Raw genomic sequence first — 21,166 nt, 5'->3', positions numbered from 1 at the left:
TCACAGATGTTGATCTCTTACGCACAGAATTTCGAGGATGTCATGCTCTGGCGTGCTTTGCGGCATGTCGACCAGGGCTGCTATATCGACGTGGGAGCACAGGACCCCGATTTCGATTCGGTGAGTCGGATGTTTTATGAGCATGGGTGGCGTGGCGTCAACGTCGAGCCGGTCGATGCTTACGCAGCCAAGCTGCGCGCTCGCCGACCCGACGAGCTCGTTATCCAGGTGGCGGTCAGCGATAACCCCGGAATCCTCCAGTTCTTCGACATTACCGAGACTGGCTTGAGCACGACGGATGCGGCCATCGCCGAGGAGCATCGGACCGCCGGTTTTTCGGTGAATGAAGTCCAGGTGTCGTCGATCACGCTGGACGAAGTATTCGACCGCGTCGCTGGTCGCGAAGTGCATTGGTTGAAGATCGACGTCGAGGGTGCCGAGGCGAAGGTGATCCATAGCTGGACCAGCCAGGTTCGGCCGTGGGTGGTGGTGATTGAAAGCACGCGTCCCCTGAGCACGGAGCCAACCCACGATCAATGGGACGCCGACGTGCTTGCGAAGGGGTATACGTTCGCCTACTTCGATGGTTTGAACCGCTTCTACGTCAGTGACGCCCACCCTGAACTCCTGTCCTCCTTCGAGTGTGCTCCCAACGTCTTTGATGGGTTCGTGTTCGGCCCGGAGTCGTCGTTCTGTCTTGCAGCCCGGGTTCAGTCGACGGCGCAGATCAACAACCTCCAGAGCGAACATCAGCAGGTAGTCCACGCGCTCCAGCTTGAATCGGATGAACGGCTCGCGGACCTGAAGACCCAAAAGGTCAATGTGGAAGCGCTGAATCGTGAGCTGAACGAGCGGGTCGGCGAGCTGAGCGCCCAACAGGCGATGGTCTCGGCACTCAGGGCTGAGCTCGAGGAGCGCATTGCGGTACTGCAGGCCGAACACCAGATGGTGGAGCTGCTGAAGGTCGAGTACGCCCAGGCACAGTCCGTCACGGAGGCTTGCCGCGCCGAGTTGAATCATTTCCGGCATGAGGCTCATGTGCATCGCACAACCGTTCTTGCCATGGAGAACAGTCGTTCGTGGCGAATCACGGCGCCGTTACGGAAAGGGACCGGGCTGCTCAGGCGCCTGCGGCATTCTCCAAGGCAGCTGCTGAGCGATTCAGTCGCGGCGAGTATGCGACCGGTCTTGCGTCACCCCCGCCTTGGGCCGCTCGTCAATGCGGCCGTCAAGCGAGTGCCACCACTGCACGCGCGCCTCAGGCGCATGGCGCAGTACCGGGGCATGGTGAATCTCAAAGAGCTGGCAGTTGTCGAAGCTCCACGGTCATCGAGCCAGGTGGGGCATTTCGGCGGGATGAATGAAGCCGACGCATCAAAGCACTTGTCGACGAGAGCGCGTTTGTTGTTTGCGCGCCTGGTCGCGGAACAGGAATCTAGGGGACAGTAATGCGTATCGTCATGGACCTGCAGGGGGCGCAGTCTGAGAGCCGTTATCGCGGAATCGGACGCTATACGCTTTCGTTGGCGCAAGCGGTGGCCCGGCGAAATCGAGGTCACGACATTCACGTTTCTCTCAATGGCGCATTCGAGGATACGCTGGCTTCGGTCCGTCAGGCCCTTGGCGGACTTGTTCCTTCCGGGAACATCCATGTCTGGCAGGTGCCGTTGCCGGTGCGTGGGATGGATCGCGAGAATGCACGCAGGATCAACCATGCCGAACTGATCAAGGAAGCCGGCATGCTTGCCTTGGCTCCTGATCTGATCCATGTCTCCAGTCTGTTCGAAGGGTATGTGGACAGCTCGGTGACAAGCGTCAATCGATTGGTCCACGTGCCGACGATTGTCACTCTGTACGACATGATTCCGTTGCTGAATCCAGAGGTGTACCTCAACCCGGATCCTCAGTACAAGGCGTACTACGAAGGAAAGCTCGAGCACCTCAAGCGAGCGGACGCGTTGCTGGCGATCTCCGATAGTTCGGCCGGCGAGGCGACCAATGCGCTGGGTTTCGATCCTGCTCGCGTGTTCAACATCTCGGCCGCGTGCGATTCGAACTTCGTCCAGTTACCGAAGAATGCGCCGTCCCTGCGCCTGGTGAAGGAGAAGTACGGTCTGGGGACCGATTTCATCCTCTACACCGGTGGTTCCGATGAGCGCAAGAACCTGCAGCGCCTTGTCGACGCGTACGGCCAGCTGGAGCCTCGGCAGCGCGGAAAGTGTCAGCTCGTACTGGCAGGCCGGATGCATCACCCGCACATCCTGGAACTCCAGTCGCGCGCGGCGGCGGCAGGCCTCGCGCCGGAAGAGCTTATTTTCACTGGTTACGTGTCAGACCATCATCTGGTTGCGCTCTACAACCTCTGCCGTTTCTTCATTTTCCCGTCATGGCATGAAGGGTTCGGCCTGCCGGTCCTTGAGGCCATGTCCTGCGGTGCCGCCGTGCTGGCGGCCGACGCCTCAAGCGTCAAGGAGATCGTGCACGAGCGGGCTGCGCTGTTCGACCCCTTCGACGTCGCTTCGATTCGGGAGCGGATGGCGCATTTCCTCGATAGTGACGACGACCTCGACAAGCTTCGGAGGTATTCGATCGATCGCGCCAGGGACTACTCATGGGACTCAGTCGCCGATCGCTTCCTGGATGCGTGCGAGCGTACGCACGCTGCGGCTGAGCGCCCGGCCGATCGCCCCGATGCAGTGGATGCGCTGGTGTGCGCTCTGGCGCATAGCGAATTTGAAGACGTCGCAGAAGTGGCCGCGTTGGCCGATTCAATCGACAGGTCGGTTGCGCCGGCCAAGCGCAAGATCATGGTCGATGTGACTGAGCTGGCAGCCCATGACTACAAGACGGGGATCCAGCGCGTCACCCGGGCGATCGTCTCGGAGTGGATGGTGAACCCCCCCGGCGATTATCAGGTCCAGCTCGTCCGGATCGACCGCGCATCGCGCAGGTACGTCTGCGCCAATGAGTATGCTTCCGCCCATGGTGCCGCTGGAGAGCTGACCGACACGCCCCTCGTATGCCACGCAGGAGACGTTTTCCTGGGCCTGGATCTGGTGGGTGATTGTGTTCCGTTCGCACCGGAGTGGTTCCAGTACTTCCACAACGCAGGCGTCACCGTGGCATTCGTCGTCTACGACATCCTGCCGGTTCGCCACCCCGAGTGGTGGCCGGGACAAGGTGGGCGGCACCATGAGCGATGGTTGCGTACGGTGGCAGGCGCTTCGGACAAGCTGCTTTGCATCTCCAAGGCGGTTGCCGACGACGTGGTGCAGTGGCTCGACGAGCAGGGAGTTGAGCGCCGCCCGGAGATCTCCTGGTTCCATCTGGGGGCGGATATTCACCAGAGTGCGCCGACCAAGGGCGTTCCGGACCACGGACCCCAGTTGCTCGAGCGTCTGCGCACGGCCGAGAGTTTCCTGATGGTGGGCACGTTGGAGCCACGCAAGGGGCACGCTCAGGTGCTCGCGGCGTTCGAGCAGCTTTGGGCGGAGGGTGGCGACCAGATTCTGGTCATCGTCGGCAAGCAGGGTTGGCTGGTCGATGAGCTCTGCGACGCTCTTCGTGAGCATCCAGAACTCGACTCCCGCCTGTTCTGGCTCTCCGGCATCAGCGACGACTATCTGGATGAGATCTACGCCGCCTGCAGTTGCCTGCTGGCGGCCTCCGAGGGAGAGGGGTTCGGTCTCCCCCTGATCGAGGCTGCGCACCGGCACATGCCGGTCCTGGCGCGGGACCTCCCCGTCTTCAAGGAGGTCGCCGGTGACCATGCCTACTATTTCAGCGGGACGGAGCCCGAGGACGTCAAGCAGGCGGTCAGGTCCTGGGTGGAGCTGTATCGGCAAGGGGCGCACCCCAGTACCGACGGGTTGCATTGGCTGACCTGGCAGCAGAGCGCGGGTATGCTGGCGCAGGCCCTGTTGGGAGGCGTGCCGGCACGCGGCGGGGCGGCGGACGGGGGGCATACCGGCGCGCCGGATGCAATATAATCCCGTTTTTTGCATACCAAGCAGCCGTTCGCGGCACTGGCGCCTGCGCCGGACGCCGACCGGCCAGTCCGGTTCGGTAGTCATTTTATGTATCGGCTCGAAGAGAGAACAATGAGCAACAAGAGCGCAATCATTACTGGAATCACGGGTCAGGACGGCGCGTACCTTGCGCAATTGCTCCTTGAGAAGGGTTACGTGGTTTACGGAACCTATCGTCGCTCCAGTTCGGTGAACTTCTGGCGGATCAGCGAGCTGGGGATCGAGCAGCACCCCAACCTGCACCTGGTGGAATACGATCTGACTGATCTTTCCTCGAGCATTCGACTGCTGCAGAGCACGCAGGCGGACGAGGTGTACAACCTCGCAGCGCAAAGCTTCGTTGGCGTTTCCTTTGATCAGCCGTTGACCACTGCGGACATCACCGGCATCGGTGCGGTCAACCTGCTGGAAGCAATTCGCATCGTCAACCCCAAGGCGCGCTTCTACCAGGCATCTACTTCGGAGATGTTCGGCAAGGTGCAGGCGATTCCCCAGGTCGAGGAGACGCCGTTCTATCCGCGCAGTCCCTATGGCGTGGCGAAGCTCTACGCGCACTGGATGACGGTGAACTACCGCGAGTCCTACGACATCTTTGCCGCCAGCGGCATCCTCTTCAATCACGAGTCCCCGCTGCGCGCGCGCGAGTTCGTGACCCGGAAGATCACTGACTCGATCGCCAAGATCAAGCTTGGCAAGCTGGATGTGCTCGAGCTGGGCAACATGGACGCAAAGCGCGACTGGGGCTTTGCCAAGGAGTACGTCGAAGGCATGTGGCGCATGCTGCAGGTCGACACGCCGGATACGTTCGTGCTCGCCACCAACCGCACCGAGACTGTTCGCGACTTCGTCAACCTGGCCGCCAAGGCCGCAGGCATCGAAATGGCCTGGCAGGGCGAGGCGGAGCACGAGCGCGGCCTCGATGCAAAGACCGGCAAGGTCATCGTGGCGGTGAACCCGAAGTTCTATCGCCCGGCCGAAGTGGAGCTGCTCATCGGCAATCCGGCCAAGGCCACCGAGAAGCTTGGGTGGAAGCCCAAGACCACGCTCGAGGAACTGAGCCGCATGATGGTCGAAGCGGATCTGCGCCGTAACGAACAGGGCTTCTCGTTCTAATGAGCAGTGTCGGCAAGCGCGTGCTGCTAACGGGGGCCAGCGGCTTCACCGGACGCTACATGGCAGTCGAACTCGCAAGCCGCGGCTATCAGGTCGTCGGACTCGGAGGGCGTGCGCCCGAGGGCCTGGAGCATCAGGATGCGGCGAACGCGCCGCTGTCCGACATGCTGCATGTGGACCTCCTGGATGCCGACGACTTGAAGCGCGTGCTCGCCGAGGTCCGGCCTCAGGTCGTGATCCACCTGGCGGCAGTGGCCTTCGTCGGCCACGGCAGCGCCAACGACTTCTACAACGTCAATCTGATCGGCACGCGCAACCTGCTCGAGGCGATTTCCTCGGCCGGCCAGGTGCCCGAGTGCGTCCTGCTGGCCAGCAGCGCGAACGTCTACGGCAACGCGTCGGAAGGCGCCCTCGCCGAGACCACGCCCGCTGCGCCTGCCAACGACTACGCCGTCAGCAAGCTGGCGATGGAGTACGCGGCGCGCCTGTGGAGCGACCGCCTGCCGATCGTACTGGCCCGCCCGTTCAACTACACCGGCGTGGGTCAGTCAGAGCAGTTCGTGATCCCCAAGATCGTGGCGCATTTCCGTCGCCGCGCGCCGAGCGTCGAGTTGGGCAACTTGGACGTATGGCGGGACTTCAGCGACGTCAGGGCAGTGGCAGGAGCTTACGCCAGGCTCATCCAGGCGCCGGACGCCATCGGGCAGGTGGTGAACGTCTGCTCCGGAACGGCCCACTCCCTGCGCGAAGTGATCTCACTGTGCGAAACGCTGACCGGCCATTCGATCCGCGTCGATGTGAACCCCGCGTTCGTAAGGGCGAGCGAAGTCAGGATGCTGCGTGGCGAGAACGACATTCTGCGTCGCCTGGTTGGCGATTGGAGCTGTCCGCCCCTGCGCGAGACGCTGGAGTGGATGCTTTCGGCCAACTGAGGCCTCGCGGTCGCCGTGTTCCGGCAGTAGTGCGCAAAGGGTTGCGAAGCATTTTCTATCCCGCCGCATGAGGCGTGGAAATCAATTTTGGGGAAAGTTATGTCCGTGATCGACAGTAGGGTGCTGGTAACGGGAGGCGCGGGCTTCTTGGGGTCCCATCTGTGCGACCGTTTGGTCGGCGCGGGGCACGATGTTCTGTGCGTCGACAATTTTTTCACCGGAACCCGGGCGAACGTACAGGGCCTGCTGGGCCACCCGCGCTTCGAGTTGATGCGTCACGACGTGACGTTCCCGCTCTACGTGGAAGTCGACAAGATCTACAACCTGGCCTGCCCGGCGTCCCCCGTGCACTACCAGTTCGATCCGGTGCAGACCACGAAGACCAGCGTCCACGGCGCCATCAACATGCTCGGTCTGGCCAAGCGCGTGCGCGCGCGCATCCTGCAGGCCAGCACGAGCGAGGTCTACGGCGACCCGGAGATTCACCCGCAGGTGGAAGGCTACTGGGGTCGCGTCAATCCGATCGGAATCCGCAGCTGCTACGACGAAGGGAAGCGCTGCGCGGAAACGCTGTTCTTCGATTACTGGCGCCAGCACAAGCTCCAGATCAAGGTGATGCGCATTTTCAACACGTACGGCCCGCGCATGCATCCCAACGATGGTCGCGTGGTCAGCAATTTCATCGTGCAGGCGTTGCGTGGGGAACCCATCACGATCTATGGCGATGGCAGCCAGACGCGGAGCTTCTGTTATGTCGATGATCTGATCGAAGGGATGATCCGCTTGATGGAGAGCCGCGAAGATCTGACCGGTCCCGTCAATATCGGTAATCCGGGGGAGTTCACCATGCTCCAGTTGGCTGAGACCGTGCTCAGGCTGGTGGGCGGGAGCTCCAAGCTGGTGTTCCAGCCGCTGCCGTCGGATGACCCGAAGCAGCGGCAGCCGGATATCTCGCTGGCCAGCAAGGAGCTGGATTGGCAGCCCAAGGTCGCGCTTGAGGATGGACTCAAGGAGACCATCAACTACTTCCGCTGGCGGCTCGCGCAATGAGTCATTCCAGTGCCACCCTGGTAGTCGTAATGCCAGTGTTCGAGGACGTGGAGGCGTCGAGTCGACTGTTCCATGAGCTCGCATCGAGGCGCGGGCTGGACACGTTCGTCGTGGCCGTGGACGACGGTTCGGTCAAGCAGCCAGTCGACCCGGCTGCCATCTCGAAAGCAGGCCTGGAAGGTGTCGTTATTCGTCTGCGTCGCAACGTCGGGCACCAGCGGGCCATCGCAATCGGCCTGAGTTACGTTGCCGAGAAATTCGATGGGCAGCAGCAAGTTGTCGTCATGGACTCTGATGGCGAGGACACTCCGGAGTCGATCGGCGAGTTGCTGGGCGGGCTCCAACAGGAGGGTACGGACGTGGTGGTGGCTACGCGGAAGAGTCGCGTGGAAACGCTTCGGTTTCGCGCCTTCTATGTCGTCTACAAATGGCTCTTTTCATTCCTCAGCGGCAGGCGCATCAGTTTCGGCAACTTCATGGCCCTGAAGATGCCGGCTGTGCGCCGTTTGGCGGCTATGCAGGAGTTGTGGACCCATGTGGCTGCTTGCGTCTTGAACTCGAAGCTCCGGGTGGCCACCTGTGCCCTGGATCGCGGCCCCCGTTACGCGGGTCGCAGCAAGATGAACTTCGTAGGCCTGGCCCTGCATGGTTTCCGCGCGCTCATGGTCTTCGCCGAAGACGTGCTGGTTCGCGTAGGCATCGTCTGCACGCTGGTCGCACTGCTCTCGGTGCTCGGCGGTGTCCTGGCCCTGGTCCTGAAGGCTCTGGGATTCGCTACGCCAGGCTGGTTCTCGCTCGTCACCGGCATCCTGTTGCTGGTGTTCCTGCAGACGGGGGCGCTCACCTTGATCACTCTGATGCTCTCCGGTTCGGTTCGCAGCGGCGGCATCGTTTCCGTAGGCAGCTACAAGGAATTCGTCGCGGACATCCTGAGTGCAAAACGAGAATAGCTCCTTGATCGGCGGACAAGTCCTGCGCTACATCGTCAACGGCCTCGTGGCGACGGCGGTGCACTATTCGATACTGCGCTATAACATCGAAGTGCTCGGGGTGCCTTCGGCGGGATTGGCAAACGCGATTGCCGCCATGTTCGGCATCGCGGTATCGTTCCTGGGGAGCCGATATTTCGTCTTCCGGGCCTCTTCCGGCGGCATTGCGCGCCAAGGGGTGATGTTCTTGCTGTCCTACGGGCTGATTGCCCTGTTGCATGGTCTGATCCTGTACCTCTGGACGGATCGGGCCGGGTTGAACTACACGTTGGGTTTCCTGGTCGCCACGGGGATGCAGGTCGCTTGCAGTTTCGTGGTCAACAAATTCCTGGTCTTCAGATGAATCGCTATCTCCGCGCGATCCTGTCCTGCATCGTGTTCTCGCTCGTCCTGCTGCTCCTGCACTACGTGCACGTGCGGTATTTCAGCGTGGATGTGGTGCTGTATGCCGCAGTGCTCGATGCCGTGCTGGCCGCGGGCGCCACCTTCGCACTTCTATGGCTGGTGGGGTTCCTGAAGAACTTCAGTTCTCTCGAACGTGTCCTGCTTGCCTCGGTATGGCTGCTGGCGGGCTACGCGTTCGCCATCAGCATTCCCACGGTCATCGATCGATCGCTGTCGTTCTATATCCTGGAAAAGCTGCAGCAGCGTGGCGGCGGCATCCGGGAAGACCGGATGAAGGATGTCTTCGTCAACGAGTATGTGGTTGAGCATCGCCTGGTCGACATCCGGCTCACCGAACAGCTGCAGTCAGGCACCATCGAGATCAGCAACGGTTGCGTCCACCTGACCGGGAAGGGTGAGCGCATGGCATCCTTCGGGCGCTTCTATCGCACGCATCTCCTGCCGAAGAAGCGGCTGATCATGGGCGAATACACGGATGACCTTACCGATCCGTTCCGCGACAGCGTCGCAAATGTCGATTATCAATGCCGATAAGCAACTGACGTTGCCCCAGTTGCGCACTGACCGCATCACCGGGGATGGTTGTCCGATCCTGGTGGCTACGTTCTCCCGCGGCCTGGGCTGTACGCGTATCCGGAGATTTGGCCCAATGGCTGCGTGGTCGCCCTGACGCCTGGCGAGCCAGCGTGCCGGGCCATACGCGCTGGCCCTGGCAGCGGTGACCCGCCTTGGTTTCCTGTCTCGCATCGGGTCGCTGCGTCACCGAACCAACAAGCAATGGTGAAAGAATGAAGATCGCGGTCGTTGGCACAGGATATGTTGGCCTCTCCAATGGGGTGCTGTTGTCGAGAAAGCACGAAGTGGTGGCGTTGGATATCGTGGCGGGGAAGGTCGACATGCTCCGTCGCGGCATCTCGCCGATCGTCGACGTCGAGCTGCAGGAGCACCTCTCGAGCGGGGTGTTGAACTTCCGCGCGACGATGGAGCCGAGAGAAGCATTCGAAGGTGCGGATTTCGTCATCATCTGCACGCCGACGGATTACGATCCGCAGACGAACTACTTCAATACCGCGTCGATCGAGGCGGTGATCCAGCAGGTATTGGACATCAATCCGCAGGCGACGATGGTGATCAAGTCCACGATCCCGGTCGGTTACGTCATGGGTGTGCGGGAGCGCTTCGGCGTCGACAGTATCCTGTTCTCGCCCGAGTTCCTGCGCGAAGGACGCGCCCTGCACGACAACCTCTATCCGTCGAGGATCATCGTCGGCGAACGTTCCGAGCGCGCCGAGCGCTTCGCCAGACTTCTCCAGGAGGCCGCGCTTGTGGAGGACGTGCCGGTGCTGTTCACCGAGCCGACAGAGGCGGAGGCGATCAAGCTGTTTGCCAATACCTATCTGGCCATGCGCGTTTCCTACTTCAACGAACTGGATACCTACGCGTTGATCCACGGCCTGGATAGCCGCCAGATCATCAATGGCATCTGCATGGATCCGCGGATCGGGCCGCAGTACAACAACCCGTCTTTCGGTTATGGCGGCTATTGCCTGCCCAAGGACACCAAGCAGCTGCTGGCCAACTACCAGAGCGTTCCGCAGAACCTGATCCGCGCGATCGTCGATTCCAATACGACGCGCAAGGACTTCATTGCCGACGACATCCTCAGGCGCAAACCGCGCGTGGTCGGCGTGCATCGCCTGATCATGAAGGCCGGATCGGACAATTTCCGCTCCTCGAGCGTGCAGGGCGTCATGAAGCGGATCAAGGCCAAGGGCGTGGAGGTGATCGTGCATGAGCCGTGTCTGACGGAGCCGGAATTTTTCCGCTCTCGCGTAGTGAACGACATCGACGCGTTCAAGCGCGAATCGGATGTCATCATCACCAACAGGATGTCGGCCGCGCTCGAAGACGTGGTCGACAAGGTCTACACGCGCGACCTCTTCGGGGACAGCTGAGTCCTCGATCAGGACGGCAGCAATGCGGTGATGGAGCCGGCCCTCGATCTGCTTGGAATGCGTGCCGATCAGAAGATGGGCCACTTTCTGGTCGAGCAATGAAATGTTCTGCTCCACCAGGTCGGCTTCGCCGCCCTGGATATCGCAGTCGAGCAGGATCCGATAAGCCCAGGCCACCGCATCTTCTGGAAGCCCATGCATGCCGTGCGCCCTCTTGATGTGCGAGGGCCGAGGCTACGAAGTTCTGCCGTGGTGAGCGCCCAAGGGCAGGGCGTCAGGCATGCCGCCGCCCTCGCGACGATGGGCCGCTGGCGATCGGCTCCCAGGCCTGCTCCGGGGGATCGTATACTCGCGTTGGCTATTCCGATGGTCATGTCGGGCCTGGTGCCCCGCCGACGGTGAGTGGCCGCATCCGTTCCCGCTTGCCCGCTGGGGTTGATGCGGGCGGCCCAGGGGTTGCTGGATTTCTGGCGCATAACATTTTTGACGTCCCAAGCCTGCGGGGACGAGGACAGGTCATGAGGCTGCTGTTGGATCGGACACAGAAATATTTCGCGAATACGTCGGCGATGTCGCTGTTCTTCTGCCTGGCCGTGCTGATGTACGTGCTTGCGTACTTCTCGAGTGTCTTTGCGCCGGGGCTTTCCAATCCATTGGGCTGGTGGGGATGGTGGGACCAGTCACAGTATTTGCGCTCGGCTGATGCCCTGGCGCATGGCAATCTGGATCCATCCGAGCATTGGTATCCTCTCGGCTATTCGCTGCTGGGCGCGATTTTCTTTCGCTGGGTGCCCTTGCACGCCTTCTTCGTGCCGAACCTGCTTTGTTTCTTGGCCTTCGGCCTATCCCTCGTGCATATGGCAAAGGCGCTCGGCCTTGCGCGCGCCTGGGGCGTGGTTGCACTCTTTGCCGGTGCCGTGCTTCCGTCGCTGATGCTGGAGCAGTATGTAATCCCGTGGAGCACGATTCCCCTCGCCGCGGCATACGGCTGGATCATGTTGTTGTACCTGCTCTGCATGCGCGACGGCTTCACCCGGGGGCGCATGGTGGGGCTGGCGCTGCTGTTCGTGGCGGTCATTGCAGTGCGCCCGACGGACGTCTTCCCGCTGGTGCCGTTGGCGGCTCACCTCGCAGTAGGTCTTGTACGCGCATGGCAAACGGGCGATAAGCGCGCCGTCTTGTCGGTGGCGGCCTGGGGTGGGTTGACGGCGCTGGGTGGTCTTGCCGCGTATGCTGCGTTGCACGTGGCGATCTATGGCTGGTCGCCGTCGACCTACATGGAAATGGCTTCGGCGCTTGGTTTCGATTTCCGCTCGATTCCCTATAAGTACGCCTTGATCTTCGGCGACCCGCGTGAGTTCTATGGCAGCGGCCTGGGCATATTCGCGCGCTATCCGTTTGCCATCCTAGGCTTGTTCGGTGTGGTGTATGTGCTGCTGTTCGGTCGCCAAGCCCGGATGCTCTCGATTGTCGTCATCGCCAGCGTCGGTCTGTACCTCGCCTTCACCGATTTCCATCCGGGCAACATGTGGCGATACAAACTGATCCACTACATCGCCTGGACTTTTCCGGTGGCGTTGCTGCTGGCGTTTTTCGCTGTGTCTGACGCAGTTGCGCGTCGGCGTTGGACTGCAGCGGTGGTCGCGCTGGTCGTAACCGCTCTGCTTGGGACTGTCTCGCTGCGAGCGCGTGGAGAGGTGCCTCCGGTCCAGGTGACCGTGCGCGGTGACAGGCTTTCATTGCAGTTCGCCGAGCCAACGTCACTGCTCGCCTACCGTATTGACGGCGTCCGCAAGGAGAATGGTCGCGCTACGCCTCTGTTGTATGGCAAGGCGCTCGCCGACGGCGTGACCTGGTCTTCCGTAAGCGACTACCGTGTGTCCGAGGTGGACGGGTCGACATTCGTGCTGTTCAATCGCCCGCAGCGCTTGACGAGATTCGATCTGCCGATAGAACCGGGTGCCGACGCGACGGGGGCCACTGCGGTCGCTTTGGTGCCGCGGCCGACGCTGATGCTGCCGCACCGTCGGCCCGAAGACGGCGACACGGTTGCGCGGGTGCAGTCGCTGCGCGAGCAACAGGCCACGGTCGAACGCTGCCCCGGCGAGGCTCCCCGGTCAGATGCCCAGCCTGCCCTCGATTCGGATTTCTTGCGCTCTGCCTATCAGACTGTGTTGGGGAGAAACCCCGACCCATCCGGTTTTGAGGGTGGCTGTCAGCTCTTGGTCTCGGGCACGCTAACCCGCCCACAACTGCTTCGCTCCATGATGGACAGCGAAGAGTTTCGTGCCAAGGCGAAGCGGGGACCTTGATCCACAAGGGGCTGCTTGCAGCCCCTTGTCACAACGGCCTGCCACGACTCACCCGGCGCCAGGTACGCAGACCGGAGCGTCGACCACCTTCCATTGGAACCCGAACACTCGGGGGTCGTCAGTGCCCGCGCTTGCGGCAGGCGTGTCGCTGCCCAGCAAGACGGTGCGCGTGCCGACGGGAATGGGCATCGTAAGGACAGCGTTTGTATTGCTGGTCACTTCCACAAACCCGACGAGCCTGCCGTCTACCTTGGCCGAGACCCGTTGCGGTCGAAGGCTCGTCAGCGTGATACGCGCCGTGCACGGTGCGCGCGTGGCCTCGGAGAGTTGCAACGAAGCGTCACCCGACGACCAGATCCACACAGCATCTGCGGAACGCTCCGGAGCGTACCAACCCCGTGCAGGCGAAATCGCCACGCCGATGGGGCTTGGAACGCCACTGACCAGGTATCCGGTTTGCGATTTGTCCTTTGACGTGAACTTCCTTGAAGGGCCCGTCGCGGCAAACGCCTGTGCTTGGCTACTGATGAACTCATTGCCGCCGCGTTCGTCAACGACCACGCCTGAAAATCCCGCCGCGCGGAGCGTTTGCGCGAACAGTTGAGGGGGCAGCGCAGAGACCATGGCGAGCCAGTTGCCCTCAGGTCGTCCCTTCATGGCGCCGTGTGTCCAGCGGATGCTCGGAGCATGCAGGTGATTGCGGAACTGGGTGTAATCGCCAATCGAAGAGCCCGCTTCCGGATAATCGATGTATGGCAGCTGCATCACCGCCGCGCCGTCAGCCAGGTTGGCAGTGACAATCCGGGCAAATGCGCGGTCATCGTCGAAGCGCACCTTATCCGCCTGGCGCCGCGGATTGGGTTCGCCCATGCCCACCGGAACCTGGTCATAGACAATGCCGATCAGCGCGATCACCGCAACGATCGAATGCGCCATGGCGAAGCGGAAACGATCGATGATCGTCTGCAAAACCCCTGCCGCGATCAGCGCGGCCAGTAGCGCTATGAATGGAGATATGCGGTTCAACGCACGCATCTGCGGCGTCACCAGCAAGGCGAAAAGGGTGCCAAAACCGCCGATCGTGGCGAACAGCAACAGGATCAACAGCAACGCCGCGCTCAGTTCGTATGGCCAGCGGAGGCGATCGCGCAGGCGAGGTGCGAGAACGAGAAGGATGGCGGCGGCGAAACCGAAGGCGCCGAACACACCAAGCGTCGCGGTGCTGTTCTCGTTGACGTTGGGGGCCTGCTGATCGTAGCGATTGCGAATATTGGCCAATCTCCCGAGCCGGTGATTGGCGCTTGGCAAAACCAACTGAGTCACGCGCAGGCCATACACCTCCGACTCCTGGAACGAACGTTTGGCAACGCGCTCGTTAATGCCTTGCTCTTGAACGAACACAAGGGTCGGAAGCAACTGCAATCCGACGGTACCTACGATGATCAGCAGGGGCAGCGCTGCGCGCCGGACGGGGGCCAGGGCCGAGTCGCGTACGGCGGCCAGCAGGCCTGCGCTGGCGATGACGATGCAGGAAAAGAACGCATAGTAGACGCCGGTACTGGCACACCACGCACAGCCCAAGGCAAAGCCGGCCAGCCGCAGCCGTCGCTTCCAGAGCGGCGCTTCGTCGTCATCATTCGACGGAGCGGCAACCTGCAATGCAATCCATACCGCGACCGCCGCCGCGGAGTAGTTCGTATAGAACAAGTGCGGAATGCGCAGGAAATGGAACGGCAGCAAGGTGAAAGCGACTGCAACGATCGCCGCCCACAGCGGCCTCAGTCCGAACCGCCGCGCGGTGAAGAAGCTGGCGAACGAAGTCAAAGCCACGCTCAGCAGCAGGTAAAGGTTGAGCCTCTCGCCGAAATGGCCATCACCTGCGACCAGGGACGCCAGCAGGAGGTTGCTGAAGTCGGCATTCGGAAAATCCAGGTTCTGGGTGCCGAACGGTGCGCCTGCGTTGATGATCCTGCCAACACCGTCGTGGGACGAGAACGCCTCGATGATGAACGAGTACTGCAGGCCATCGCCTTCATAGGTGAGCGGTACAGAAATGGGGACCTGCCCCATTGCGGTGGCCTGCCAGAACACCAGAAGGCAGTAGGCGCATGCGGCGAACGCAAGCAACCACCCGCCGACCTCGGGTTGCCGCGGCAGAAGGCCAGACCTCACTGCTCTTCCTTGATTACATAGAGCGGTTTCTCCTTGATCTCGTCGAGGATTCGCCAAAGGTACTCACCGATGATTCCAAGCATCAGCATGATGATGCCGCCGACCAGCAGGATGGCGACCATCAGCGGGGCCCAGCCTGAGAACGGCGTCTTGCCCAGAGCCCACGCGACCACGATCACTGCCGCATACAGCGCGCCCAGCAGGGCGACGATGACGCCGCAAAGCGACATCAGGCGGATTGGCAAGTACGAGCCATCCAGCAGGAAGTCAAAGAACAGCTTGAGCTTCTTGCTGAAATTGTATTGCGACTTTCCGATCGTCCGTTTGCGGCGCACGTAGGGGAGATAGGTCGTGGCGAAGCCGGCCCAGATCACGTCGCCCTGGAAGAAGCGGTTCCGACCCTTGTACTGGAGGAACTGGTCCAGGGCCCGGCGGCTCATCAGGACAAAATCGAAGCCGCCAGCAGGAATCGCGGGATTTGACGCACGCAGGGCCCCGTACGCGAGCCTGGAGAACAACGAAGCACCGACTGAGTCCTCGCGGTCTTCGCGGTGGGCTACCACGACGTCCGAGCCTGCTTCCCACTTACGCACCATCTCGACTGTCAGTTCGACCGGATCCTGGAGGTCGGCCGACATGTTGATGATCGCATCGCCCGTGGCATGCCGGTAGCCGGCGACGATTGCGGCGATCTGGCCGAAATTCCGACTGAAGGTGATCGTCCGGACGTTGCTGTCGAGCGCGGCCACCTCCAGCATCTCGGCATAGGACGCATCCTTGGATCCGTCGTCAACGAAGATCACCTCATACTCATGCGCACTGAGAGGGCCCGCGAACAACGCGGAGATCTCCTGCCAGGTGAGCTTGATGGAGCCCTGGTTGTGGTAGACGGGAAGGACGTAGGAGATCTTGCTCATCGCATGGTTTCCGTCGTCGTCGCGAGCGCTTGCGAGAGTTCGCTGCAGACGCGGTTGATCTGTTCGTCACTGATGTTGATGAAGAAAGGGAGGCCCAGGATTCGAGTGCCGATATCATCAGCCACGGTCAGCGAGCCCGAACGGGGCGCGTCGCGCAACGCCGGGTGGGTATGCAAACCAGGGGAGTACCAGCGCCGGGTTTCGATCTTGGCGCGTGACAGTGCCTGCGAAACGTCGGCGGCGCTCACTCCTTCAGGAAGCAGTACCGGCAACAGCGGGTAGATGCCATCCGACGGCTTGCTCTGGAAGCGCACGGTCGGGCAGGCCCGATGGAGGGCATCGGAGTAGCGTCGATGGAGTGACCTGCGCTCGCGCTTGGTTTCTTCCCATTCGTCAAAAGAAGCCAGGCCGATGGCGCAGTGGTACTCGCTCATCTTGCCGTTCGTACCGAAGCCCACGAGCTGTGCGATCGACGTGTCGATACCGAAATTGGCGAGTTGACGGATCGCAAGGATGCGTTTGGGGTCGCTGGAAAATACTGCGCCGCCTTCTGCAGCCCCGAACGACTTGGTGGCATGGAAGCTGAAGACGACGTCCGCTCGGCCGCCGACCTTCTGGTTACCGTATGCGCCCGCAGCATCGATGATCACCGGGATTCCCGTTTCCTGGATGAAGGCATCCCATTGCTCCATGTCATGCGGGCAGCCGAAAGTGGCTACAGGCATCACGGCATCGATGCGGCCCTGCTTGAGTGCGTGACGCGCGAGTTCCGGAGAGAGCAGCCAGCTGTCGGTGGCAACGTCGGACAGGACCGGGACCATGCCCACCCTGATGACTGCCGTTGCAGTGGCAACGAACGTAATGGCGGGGATGAGGACACGCGCGCCCTGTTCAAGGCCACAGGCCTGAAGCGCAAGTTCAAGGCCGACCGTGCAGTTGGATACGGTCGTGACATGGGTCGAACTGTCGCCGTCGAGGTCGTCCACCAATCGACGTTCCAGCTCCCTGCTCAGCGGGCCAAAGTTCGTATAGAGCCGATTCTGGTCAATCTGCCTGAGATACGGAATCAGGCGATCGGTGTCCGGCATCCTCGGCACGAGGAGAGGGATCGTAGTCATGGGTTACCTGCGGAAAGAATAGTGTTTGTGAATGAAATAGCTTGCGACCGTGGATACCACTACAAAAACCGCTTGCACGGCCAATGGGTCGGTTCCGGTCATCCGGACTGCAGGGGGGAGGAAGGCCAGGTTCGAAGCGAAGATGATGCTGTTGCTGAGCGCGAAGCGACCGAACTGGTCGCGCCATTGGCCGCGCTTGCGGAAGACGAACAGTCGTTGCGTGATAAAGGACTGCGGAAGCGCAATGCAATATGCAAGCACCAGCGTCCCGGTCGGACCCAAGGATGCGCCGACGAGAAGATGCACCGCGGCGAAAATCAGGTAGCCGGCGAACGTGTTCCATCCGCCGACGATGAGGAATCGACCCTTTTCGCTGGAGGCGAACTGCCAGCCCCGGGCAATCAATCCATTTCCGGACAGTAGCAGCATCAGTCGGGGCGCCGCTTGGCCGGAGTTCCGACATAGATGCCGGGAGTCTCGATGTTCGATACCACGGTGGCTCCCATTCCCACTGTCGTGCCTGGTGCGATCGTCACCTTCTCGCGGACGCAGGAGTTGGTTCCAAGGTAGGTGAGTGATCCGATCTGACAGTTTCCGCTGACCACGGTCGCCGGCGCAGCGGTCACGAAATCGCCGATGCGGCTGTCATGACCAATCGTCGTCAAGCGATCCAGGTTGACGTGATCGCCAAGCTCGATATCGCAGGTGACGATGCATCCCTCGCAGACGATGACTCCGTTACCCACCAAGGTGGTGCGGTGGATCCGCGCGCCAGGATGGACGAGGGTCGGGAAGCGCGTCTCCTTCGGCAACGAGGATCGCATGGCCATTCGCGCGTTGGGATCACCCACGCCCAGCACGAGGTCGGTGCTGGTGGGCTCGAACCTGCTGATTGGAAGCGTCGGAATTCCCCAGATATCACGGGGCTTCCATATGCCGTCGCTCTCGAACAGAGCGGAAACCCGGTCTGCCAACCCCATGTCCTCCAGCAGTACCAGAACCTCGCGTGCGAAGCCCCCTGCACCGAAGATCGCGATCTTGTTCATATCCCTCCTGATGCGCCGTCCGTGATCGTCCTGCACCTGCTGGTTGGTCTGTCAGCGGCGAATCAAGTCGGACAGCTCATTGGTATGCACCTGCAGCAGTTCGGGGGCGTGCCTGGTTTCGACGTTCAGCCTCAGCAGCGGTTCTGTGTTGGAGCTGCGAAGATTGAACCGCCAGTCACCGAAATCGGCGCTGGTGCCGTCGGTGTGGTCGACAGCGGGTGCAAGCGGCGCGAAGTGTGCCATCACGCGATCGATCGAGGCCTTCGCATCGTCCACCCTGAAGTTGATCTCACCACTGCATGGGTAGGCTGCCATCCGATCCTCCACCATGTCCGCGAGCGACTGCCCGGTTTGCGAGATCAGGTCGGCGAGCAACAGCCAGGGAATCATCCCCGAATCACAGTAGGCGAAGTCGCGGAAGTAGTGATGCGCGCTCATCTCGCCGCCATAGATGGCGTTCTCGGCGCGCATGCGTTCCTTGATGAAGGCATGGCCGGTCTTGCTCTGCACCGGGACGCCACCGGCCTTGCGCACCATCTCGATGGTGTTCCAGGTCAGGCGCGGGTCGTGGATGATCTTTTCGCCCGGATTGCGCGCCAGCAACGCCGTCGCCAGCAGGCCGACGAGGTAGTAGCCCTCGATGAAGCGACCATCCGCATCGAAAAAGAAACAGCGGTCGAAATCGCCGTCCCAGGCAATGCCGAAGTCGGCGCCGTGCTCACGGACCGCAACAGCGGTCGCATCGCGGTTCTCCGGCAGCAGCGGATTCGGGATGCCGTTGGGGAAGCTGCCGTCGGGCTCGTGCTGGATGCGGATGAACTCGAACGGCAGGTGCGGGGCAAGCTGGTCGATGACCAGGCCAGCACCGCCATTGCCGGAGTTGACCACGATCTTCAACGGCTTCAACTTCGAGCGGTCGACATAACCCAGCAGGTGCTCGATGTAGGCCGACTTGTCTTCGCTCGTGCGCAGGGTCCCGCGCACGGGGGCATCGATGAACTCGCCCCGCGCGGCGGCGTCGCGAATGGCGAACAAGCCCGAATCGCCACTGATCGGACGGGAGCCTTCGCGTACGAGTTTCAGTCCGTTGTAATCCATCGGGTTGTGGCTGGCGGTCACCATGATTCCACCGGCGGCGCCGAGGTGGAACGTCTGGAAGTAGACCTCCTCGGTGCCGCCCAGGCCGATGTCGATGACGTCCCGGCCAGCCGCCATCAGCCCTTCTGCGAGCGCGGCCTGCAACCCCGGGCTGCTCAGGCGCACGTCCCTTCCCAGCACAACCGGTCCGGGCCCGAGCACGTCGGCAGTGGCATGGCCAATCCGTCGGGCCAGGTCCTCGTTGAGCTCATCGGGAACCCGACCACGTACGTCATATGCCTTGAAGCAGCGCAATTCCATCTGTGTGTATGTCCCCGTCAGGCCAGTGCGCGCTCGAGTTCGGGCAGCAGGGCGAACAGGTCCCCGACCAGCCCGATGTCGGCAATCTCGAAGATCGGCGCATCGCCATCCTTGTTGATCGCGACGATCGTGCCAGCGTCCTTGATGCCTGTCAGGTGCTGGATGGCGCCCGAGATGCCGACGGCGATGTACAGCTCCGGCGCGATGATCTTGCCGGTCTGGCCAACCTGGAGCTCGTTGGGCACGTAGCCGGCATCGACCGCCGCGCGCGAGGCGCCGACCGCGGCACCGAGCTTGTCAGCCAGGTCGTAGACGATCTTGAAGTTCTCGGCCGAGCCGACGCCGCGGCCACCGGAGACCACGCGCTTGGCGCTCTGCAGGTCAGGGCGGTCGGACTTGCCGGCAGCCAGGCCGACGTAGCGGGTGTGGCTCGGCAGTGTGGCCTCGACAGCGAGCGCCTCGACCGTTGCGCTGCCGCCCTTGCTGGCTTCCGGCCACGAGGCCGTGCGCACGGTCGCGACCACGGCGTGGTCGCTGGGCGCCTCGACGGTGATGATCGCGTTGCCGGCGTAAATCGGGCGCTTGAAGGTATGGCTGCTTTCCACCGCCATCACGTCCGACACCTGGGCCACGCCGAGCAGCGCGGCGACACAAGGCATCAGGTCCTTGCCGAAGGTCGTGCTCGGGCCGAACACATGGCTGTAGCCTGCGGCGGCCTTGGCCACCTGCGGTGCCAGCACCTGGGCGATGGCATTGGCGTTGGCGGCGTTGGCGACGGTCAGGACCTTGCCGACGCCGGCGATCTGCGCGGCCTGCGCAGCGACGGCGGCCGGATCGGCGGCCAGCACCAGGATGTCGATGGTCTCGGGCTTGAGCGCCTGCGCGGCGGACACGCACTTGGCGGTCGATGCGTTGAGCTTTCCGTCCAGGTGTTCGGCGACGATGAGTACCTTGCTCATTACAGCAGCCCCTTTTGCTTGAGTGCGGCGACCAGTTCGGCCGCGTCCTTCACCATCACGCCCTTGCTGCGCTTGGCCGGCGCGGCGAAGTGGGTGGTCTTGAGGGTGTCGCCGGTGTCGACGCCGAGGTCGGCAAACGCGATGGACTCCATCGGCTTGCTCTTGGCCTTCATGATGTCGGGCAGCTTGATGAAGCGCGGCTCGTTGAGGCGCAGGTCGGTGGTGACCACGGCCGGGAGGTCGACTTCCAGCGTTTCCAGGCCGGCATCGACCTCGCGGGTGACCGTGGCCTTGCCGTCAGCGACCTCGAGCTTCGAGGCGAACGTGGCCTGCGGGCGGCCCCACAGCGTGGCCAGCATCTGTCCGGTCTGGTTGGCGTCGTCGTCGATGGCCTGCTTGCCCAGGATCACCAGGTCCGGCTGCTCCTTCTCGATCAGCTTGAGCAGGGCGCGGGCGGCGGTCAGTGGCTGGATCGGGGCATCGCTGACCACGTGGATGGCGCGGTTGGCGCCCATGGCCAGGCCATTGCGCAGGTGCGCCTGGGCGTCGGCCGGGGCGATCGTGGCGACCACGACCTCGGTGGCGATGCCCTTGTCGCGCAGGCGCAGGGCCTCTTCCAGGGCGATCTCATCAAACGGGTTGGGCGACAGCTTGACGCCGTCGGTGACCACGCCGGAGCCGTCCGGCTTGACTTGGATGCGGACATTGAAGTCCACCACGCGCTTGTAGCCGACGAGAATCTTCATCGTTCGGGGGTTCCTGTGGGGTTGCG

General features: G+C 62.2%; 18 protein-coding genes. 10 read left to right on the top strand and 8 right to left on the bottom strand.

All coding sequences use genetic code 11. The features are described from left to right. Nucleotides 1-6: 6 nt before the first annotated feature. The 10 genes from HIV01_RS10370 to HIV01_RS10325 all read left to right on the top strand — a co-directional run bounded on the left by HIV01_RS10370 (nucleotide 7) and on the right by HIV01_RS10325 (nucleotide 12,784). Complete coding sequence (locus tag HIV01_RS10370; protein WP_200606914.1) at nucleotides 7-1,449, top strand: FkbM family methyltransferase; 1,443 nt, start codon at nucleotides 7-9, stop codon at nucleotides 1,447-1,449. Next, a complete protein-coding gene (locus tag HIV01_RS10365; RefSeq protein WP_200606913.1) occupies nucleotides 1,449-3,989 on the top strand; it encodes a glycosyltransferase family 4 protein in 2,541 nt (846 codons plus the stop codon). Before HIV01_RS10370 ends, HIV01_RS10365 begins: the two co-directional genes overlap by 1 nt. A gap of 111 nt (nucleotides 3,990-4,100) precedes the next feature. Further along, nucleotides 4,101-5,141 carry a GDP-mannose 4,6-dehydratase gene (gmd, locus tag HIV01_RS10360; protein ID WP_200606912.1) on the top strand — a complete coding sequence of 347 codons (1,041 nt, stop codon included), beginning with the start codon at nucleotides 4,101-4,103 and terminating at the stop codon, nucleotides 5,139-5,141. Continuing rightward, nucleotides 5,141-6,073, top strand: coding sequence for a GDP-mannose 4,6-dehydratase (locus tag HIV01_RS10355; RefSeq protein ID WP_200606910.1), 933 nt, complete (start codon nucleotides 5,141-5,143; stop codon nucleotides 6,071-6,073). Before gmd ends, HIV01_RS10355 begins: the two co-directional genes overlap by 1 nt. A gap of 99 nt (nucleotides 6,074-6,172) precedes the next feature. Then, the gene (locus tag HIV01_RS10350) at nucleotides 6,173-7,123 is read left to right on the top strand and encodes a UDP-glucuronic acid decarboxylase family protein (RefSeq protein WP_200606908.1); all 951 of its coding nucleotides are present in this window, start codon (nucleotides 6,173-6,175) and stop codon (nucleotides 7,121-7,123) included. Beyond that, complete coding sequence (locus HIV01_RS10345; protein ID WP_200606906.1) at nucleotides 7,120-8,073, top strand: glycosyltransferase; 954 nt, start codon at nucleotides 7,120-7,122, stop codon at nucleotides 8,071-8,073. The genes HIV01_RS10350 and HIV01_RS10345 overlap by 4 nt, the downstream gene beginning before the upstream one ends. A 4-nt stretch (nucleotides 8,074-8,077) precedes the next feature. Next, nucleotides 8,078-8,455, top strand: a complete 378-nt coding sequence (locus tag HIV01_RS10340; RefSeq protein WP_245156775.1) for a GtrA family protein — start codon at nucleotides 8,078-8,080, stop codon at nucleotides 8,453-8,455. Next, nucleotides 8,452-9,051 carry a hypothetical protein gene (locus HIV01_RS10335; RefSeq protein ID WP_200606903.1) on the top strand — a complete coding sequence of 200 codons (600 nt, stop codon included), beginning with the start codon at nucleotides 8,452-8,454 and terminating at the stop codon, nucleotides 9,049-9,051. Before HIV01_RS10340 ends, HIV01_RS10335 begins: the two co-directional genes overlap by 4 nt. Before the next feature lie 254 nt (nucleotides 9,052-9,305). Further along, the gene (locus HIV01_RS10330; RefSeq protein WP_200606902.1) at nucleotides 9,306-10,472 is read left to right on the top strand and encodes a nucleotide sugar dehydrogenase; all 1,167 of its coding nucleotides are present in this window, start codon (nucleotides 9,306-9,308) and stop codon (nucleotides 10,470-10,472) included. Nucleotides 10,473-10,990: 518 nt separating this feature from the next. After that, complete coding sequence (locus HIV01_RS10325; RefSeq protein WP_200606901.1) at nucleotides 10,991-12,784, top strand: DUF4214 domain-containing protein; 1,794 nt, start codon at nucleotides 10,991-10,993, stop codon at nucleotides 12,782-12,784. 48 nt (nucleotides 12,785-12,832) lie between these two features. Here the strand turns inward: HIV01_RS10325 and HIV01_RS10320 are convergent, their stop codons facing one another. The 8 genes from HIV01_RS10320 to HIV01_RS10285 are packed head-to-tail and all read right to left on the bottom strand — an operon-like array spanning nucleotide 12,833 to nucleotide 21,140. After that, the gene (locus HIV01_RS10320; protein WP_207526920.1) at nucleotides 12,833-14,911 is read right to left on the bottom strand and encodes a hypothetical protein; all 2,079 of its coding nucleotides are present in this window, start codon (nucleotides 14,909-14,911) and stop codon (nucleotides 12,833-12,835) included. Nucleotides 14,912-14,952: 41 nt separating this feature from the next. Continuing rightward, nucleotides 14,953-15,873: a glycosyltransferase family 2 protein gene (locus tag HIV01_RS10315; RefSeq protein ID WP_200606899.1), complete on the bottom strand. Its 921-nt coding sequence runs from the start codon at nucleotides 15,871-15,873 to the stop codon at nucleotides 14,953-14,955. After that, nucleotides 15,870-16,991, bottom strand: a complete 1,122-nt coding sequence (locus HIV01_RS10310; protein ID WP_200606898.1) for a DegT/DnrJ/EryC1/StrS family aminotransferase — start codon at nucleotides 16,989-16,991, stop codon at nucleotides 15,870-15,872. Before HIV01_RS10310 ends, HIV01_RS10315 begins: the two co-directional genes overlap by 4 nt. 3 nt (nucleotides 16,992-16,994) lie before the next feature. After that, nucleotides 16,995-17,420 (bottom strand): GtrA family protein, encoded by a 426-nt coding sequence (locus HIV01_RS10305; protein WP_200606897.1) that lies wholly within the window; start codon nucleotides 17,418-17,420, stop codon nucleotides 16,995-16,997. Next, entirely contained in the window at nucleotides 17,420-18,037 is a 618-nt protein-coding gene (locus tag HIV01_RS10300) for a NeuD/PglB/VioB family sugar acetyltransferase (RefSeq protein WP_200606895.1), read from the bottom strand. The genes HIV01_RS10305 and HIV01_RS10300 overlap by 1 nt, the downstream gene beginning before the upstream one ends. A 51-nt stretch (nucleotides 18,038-18,088) precedes the next feature. Beyond that, nucleotides 18,089-19,435 carry a phosphohexomutase domain-containing protein gene (locus HIV01_RS10295; protein ID WP_200606887.1) on the bottom strand — a complete coding sequence of 449 codons (1,347 nt, stop codon included), beginning with the start codon at nucleotides 19,433-19,435 and terminating at the stop codon, nucleotides 18,089-18,091. Between the two features lie 17 nt (nucleotides 19,436-19,452). Then, on the bottom strand, nucleotides 19,453-20,394 hold the full coding sequence (locus HIV01_RS10290; RefSeq protein ID WP_200606886.1) for an electron transfer flavoprotein subunit alpha/FixB family protein: 942 nt from the start codon (nucleotides 20,392-20,394) through the stop codon (nucleotides 19,453-19,455). Next, nucleotides 20,394-21,140: an electron transfer flavoprotein subunit beta/FixA family protein gene (locus HIV01_RS10285; protein ID WP_158733478.1), complete on the bottom strand. Its 747-nt coding sequence runs from the start codon at nucleotides 21,138-21,140 to the stop codon at nucleotides 20,394-20,396. The genes HIV01_RS10290 and HIV01_RS10285 overlap by 1 nt, the downstream gene beginning before the upstream one ends. Between the last annotated feature and the right edge of the window lie 26 nt (nucleotides 21,141-21,166).

Source organism: Lysobacter arenosi (genome assembly GCF_016613475.2).
In the GTDB taxonomy this organism is placed as follows: Bacteria; Pseudomonadota; Gammaproteobacteria; order Xanthomonadales; family Xanthomonadaceae; genus Lysobacter_J; species Lysobacter_J arenosi.
Note: the sequence above shows the minus strand (reverse complement) of the source record. Positions and strands in the feature narration are given on the sequence as shown.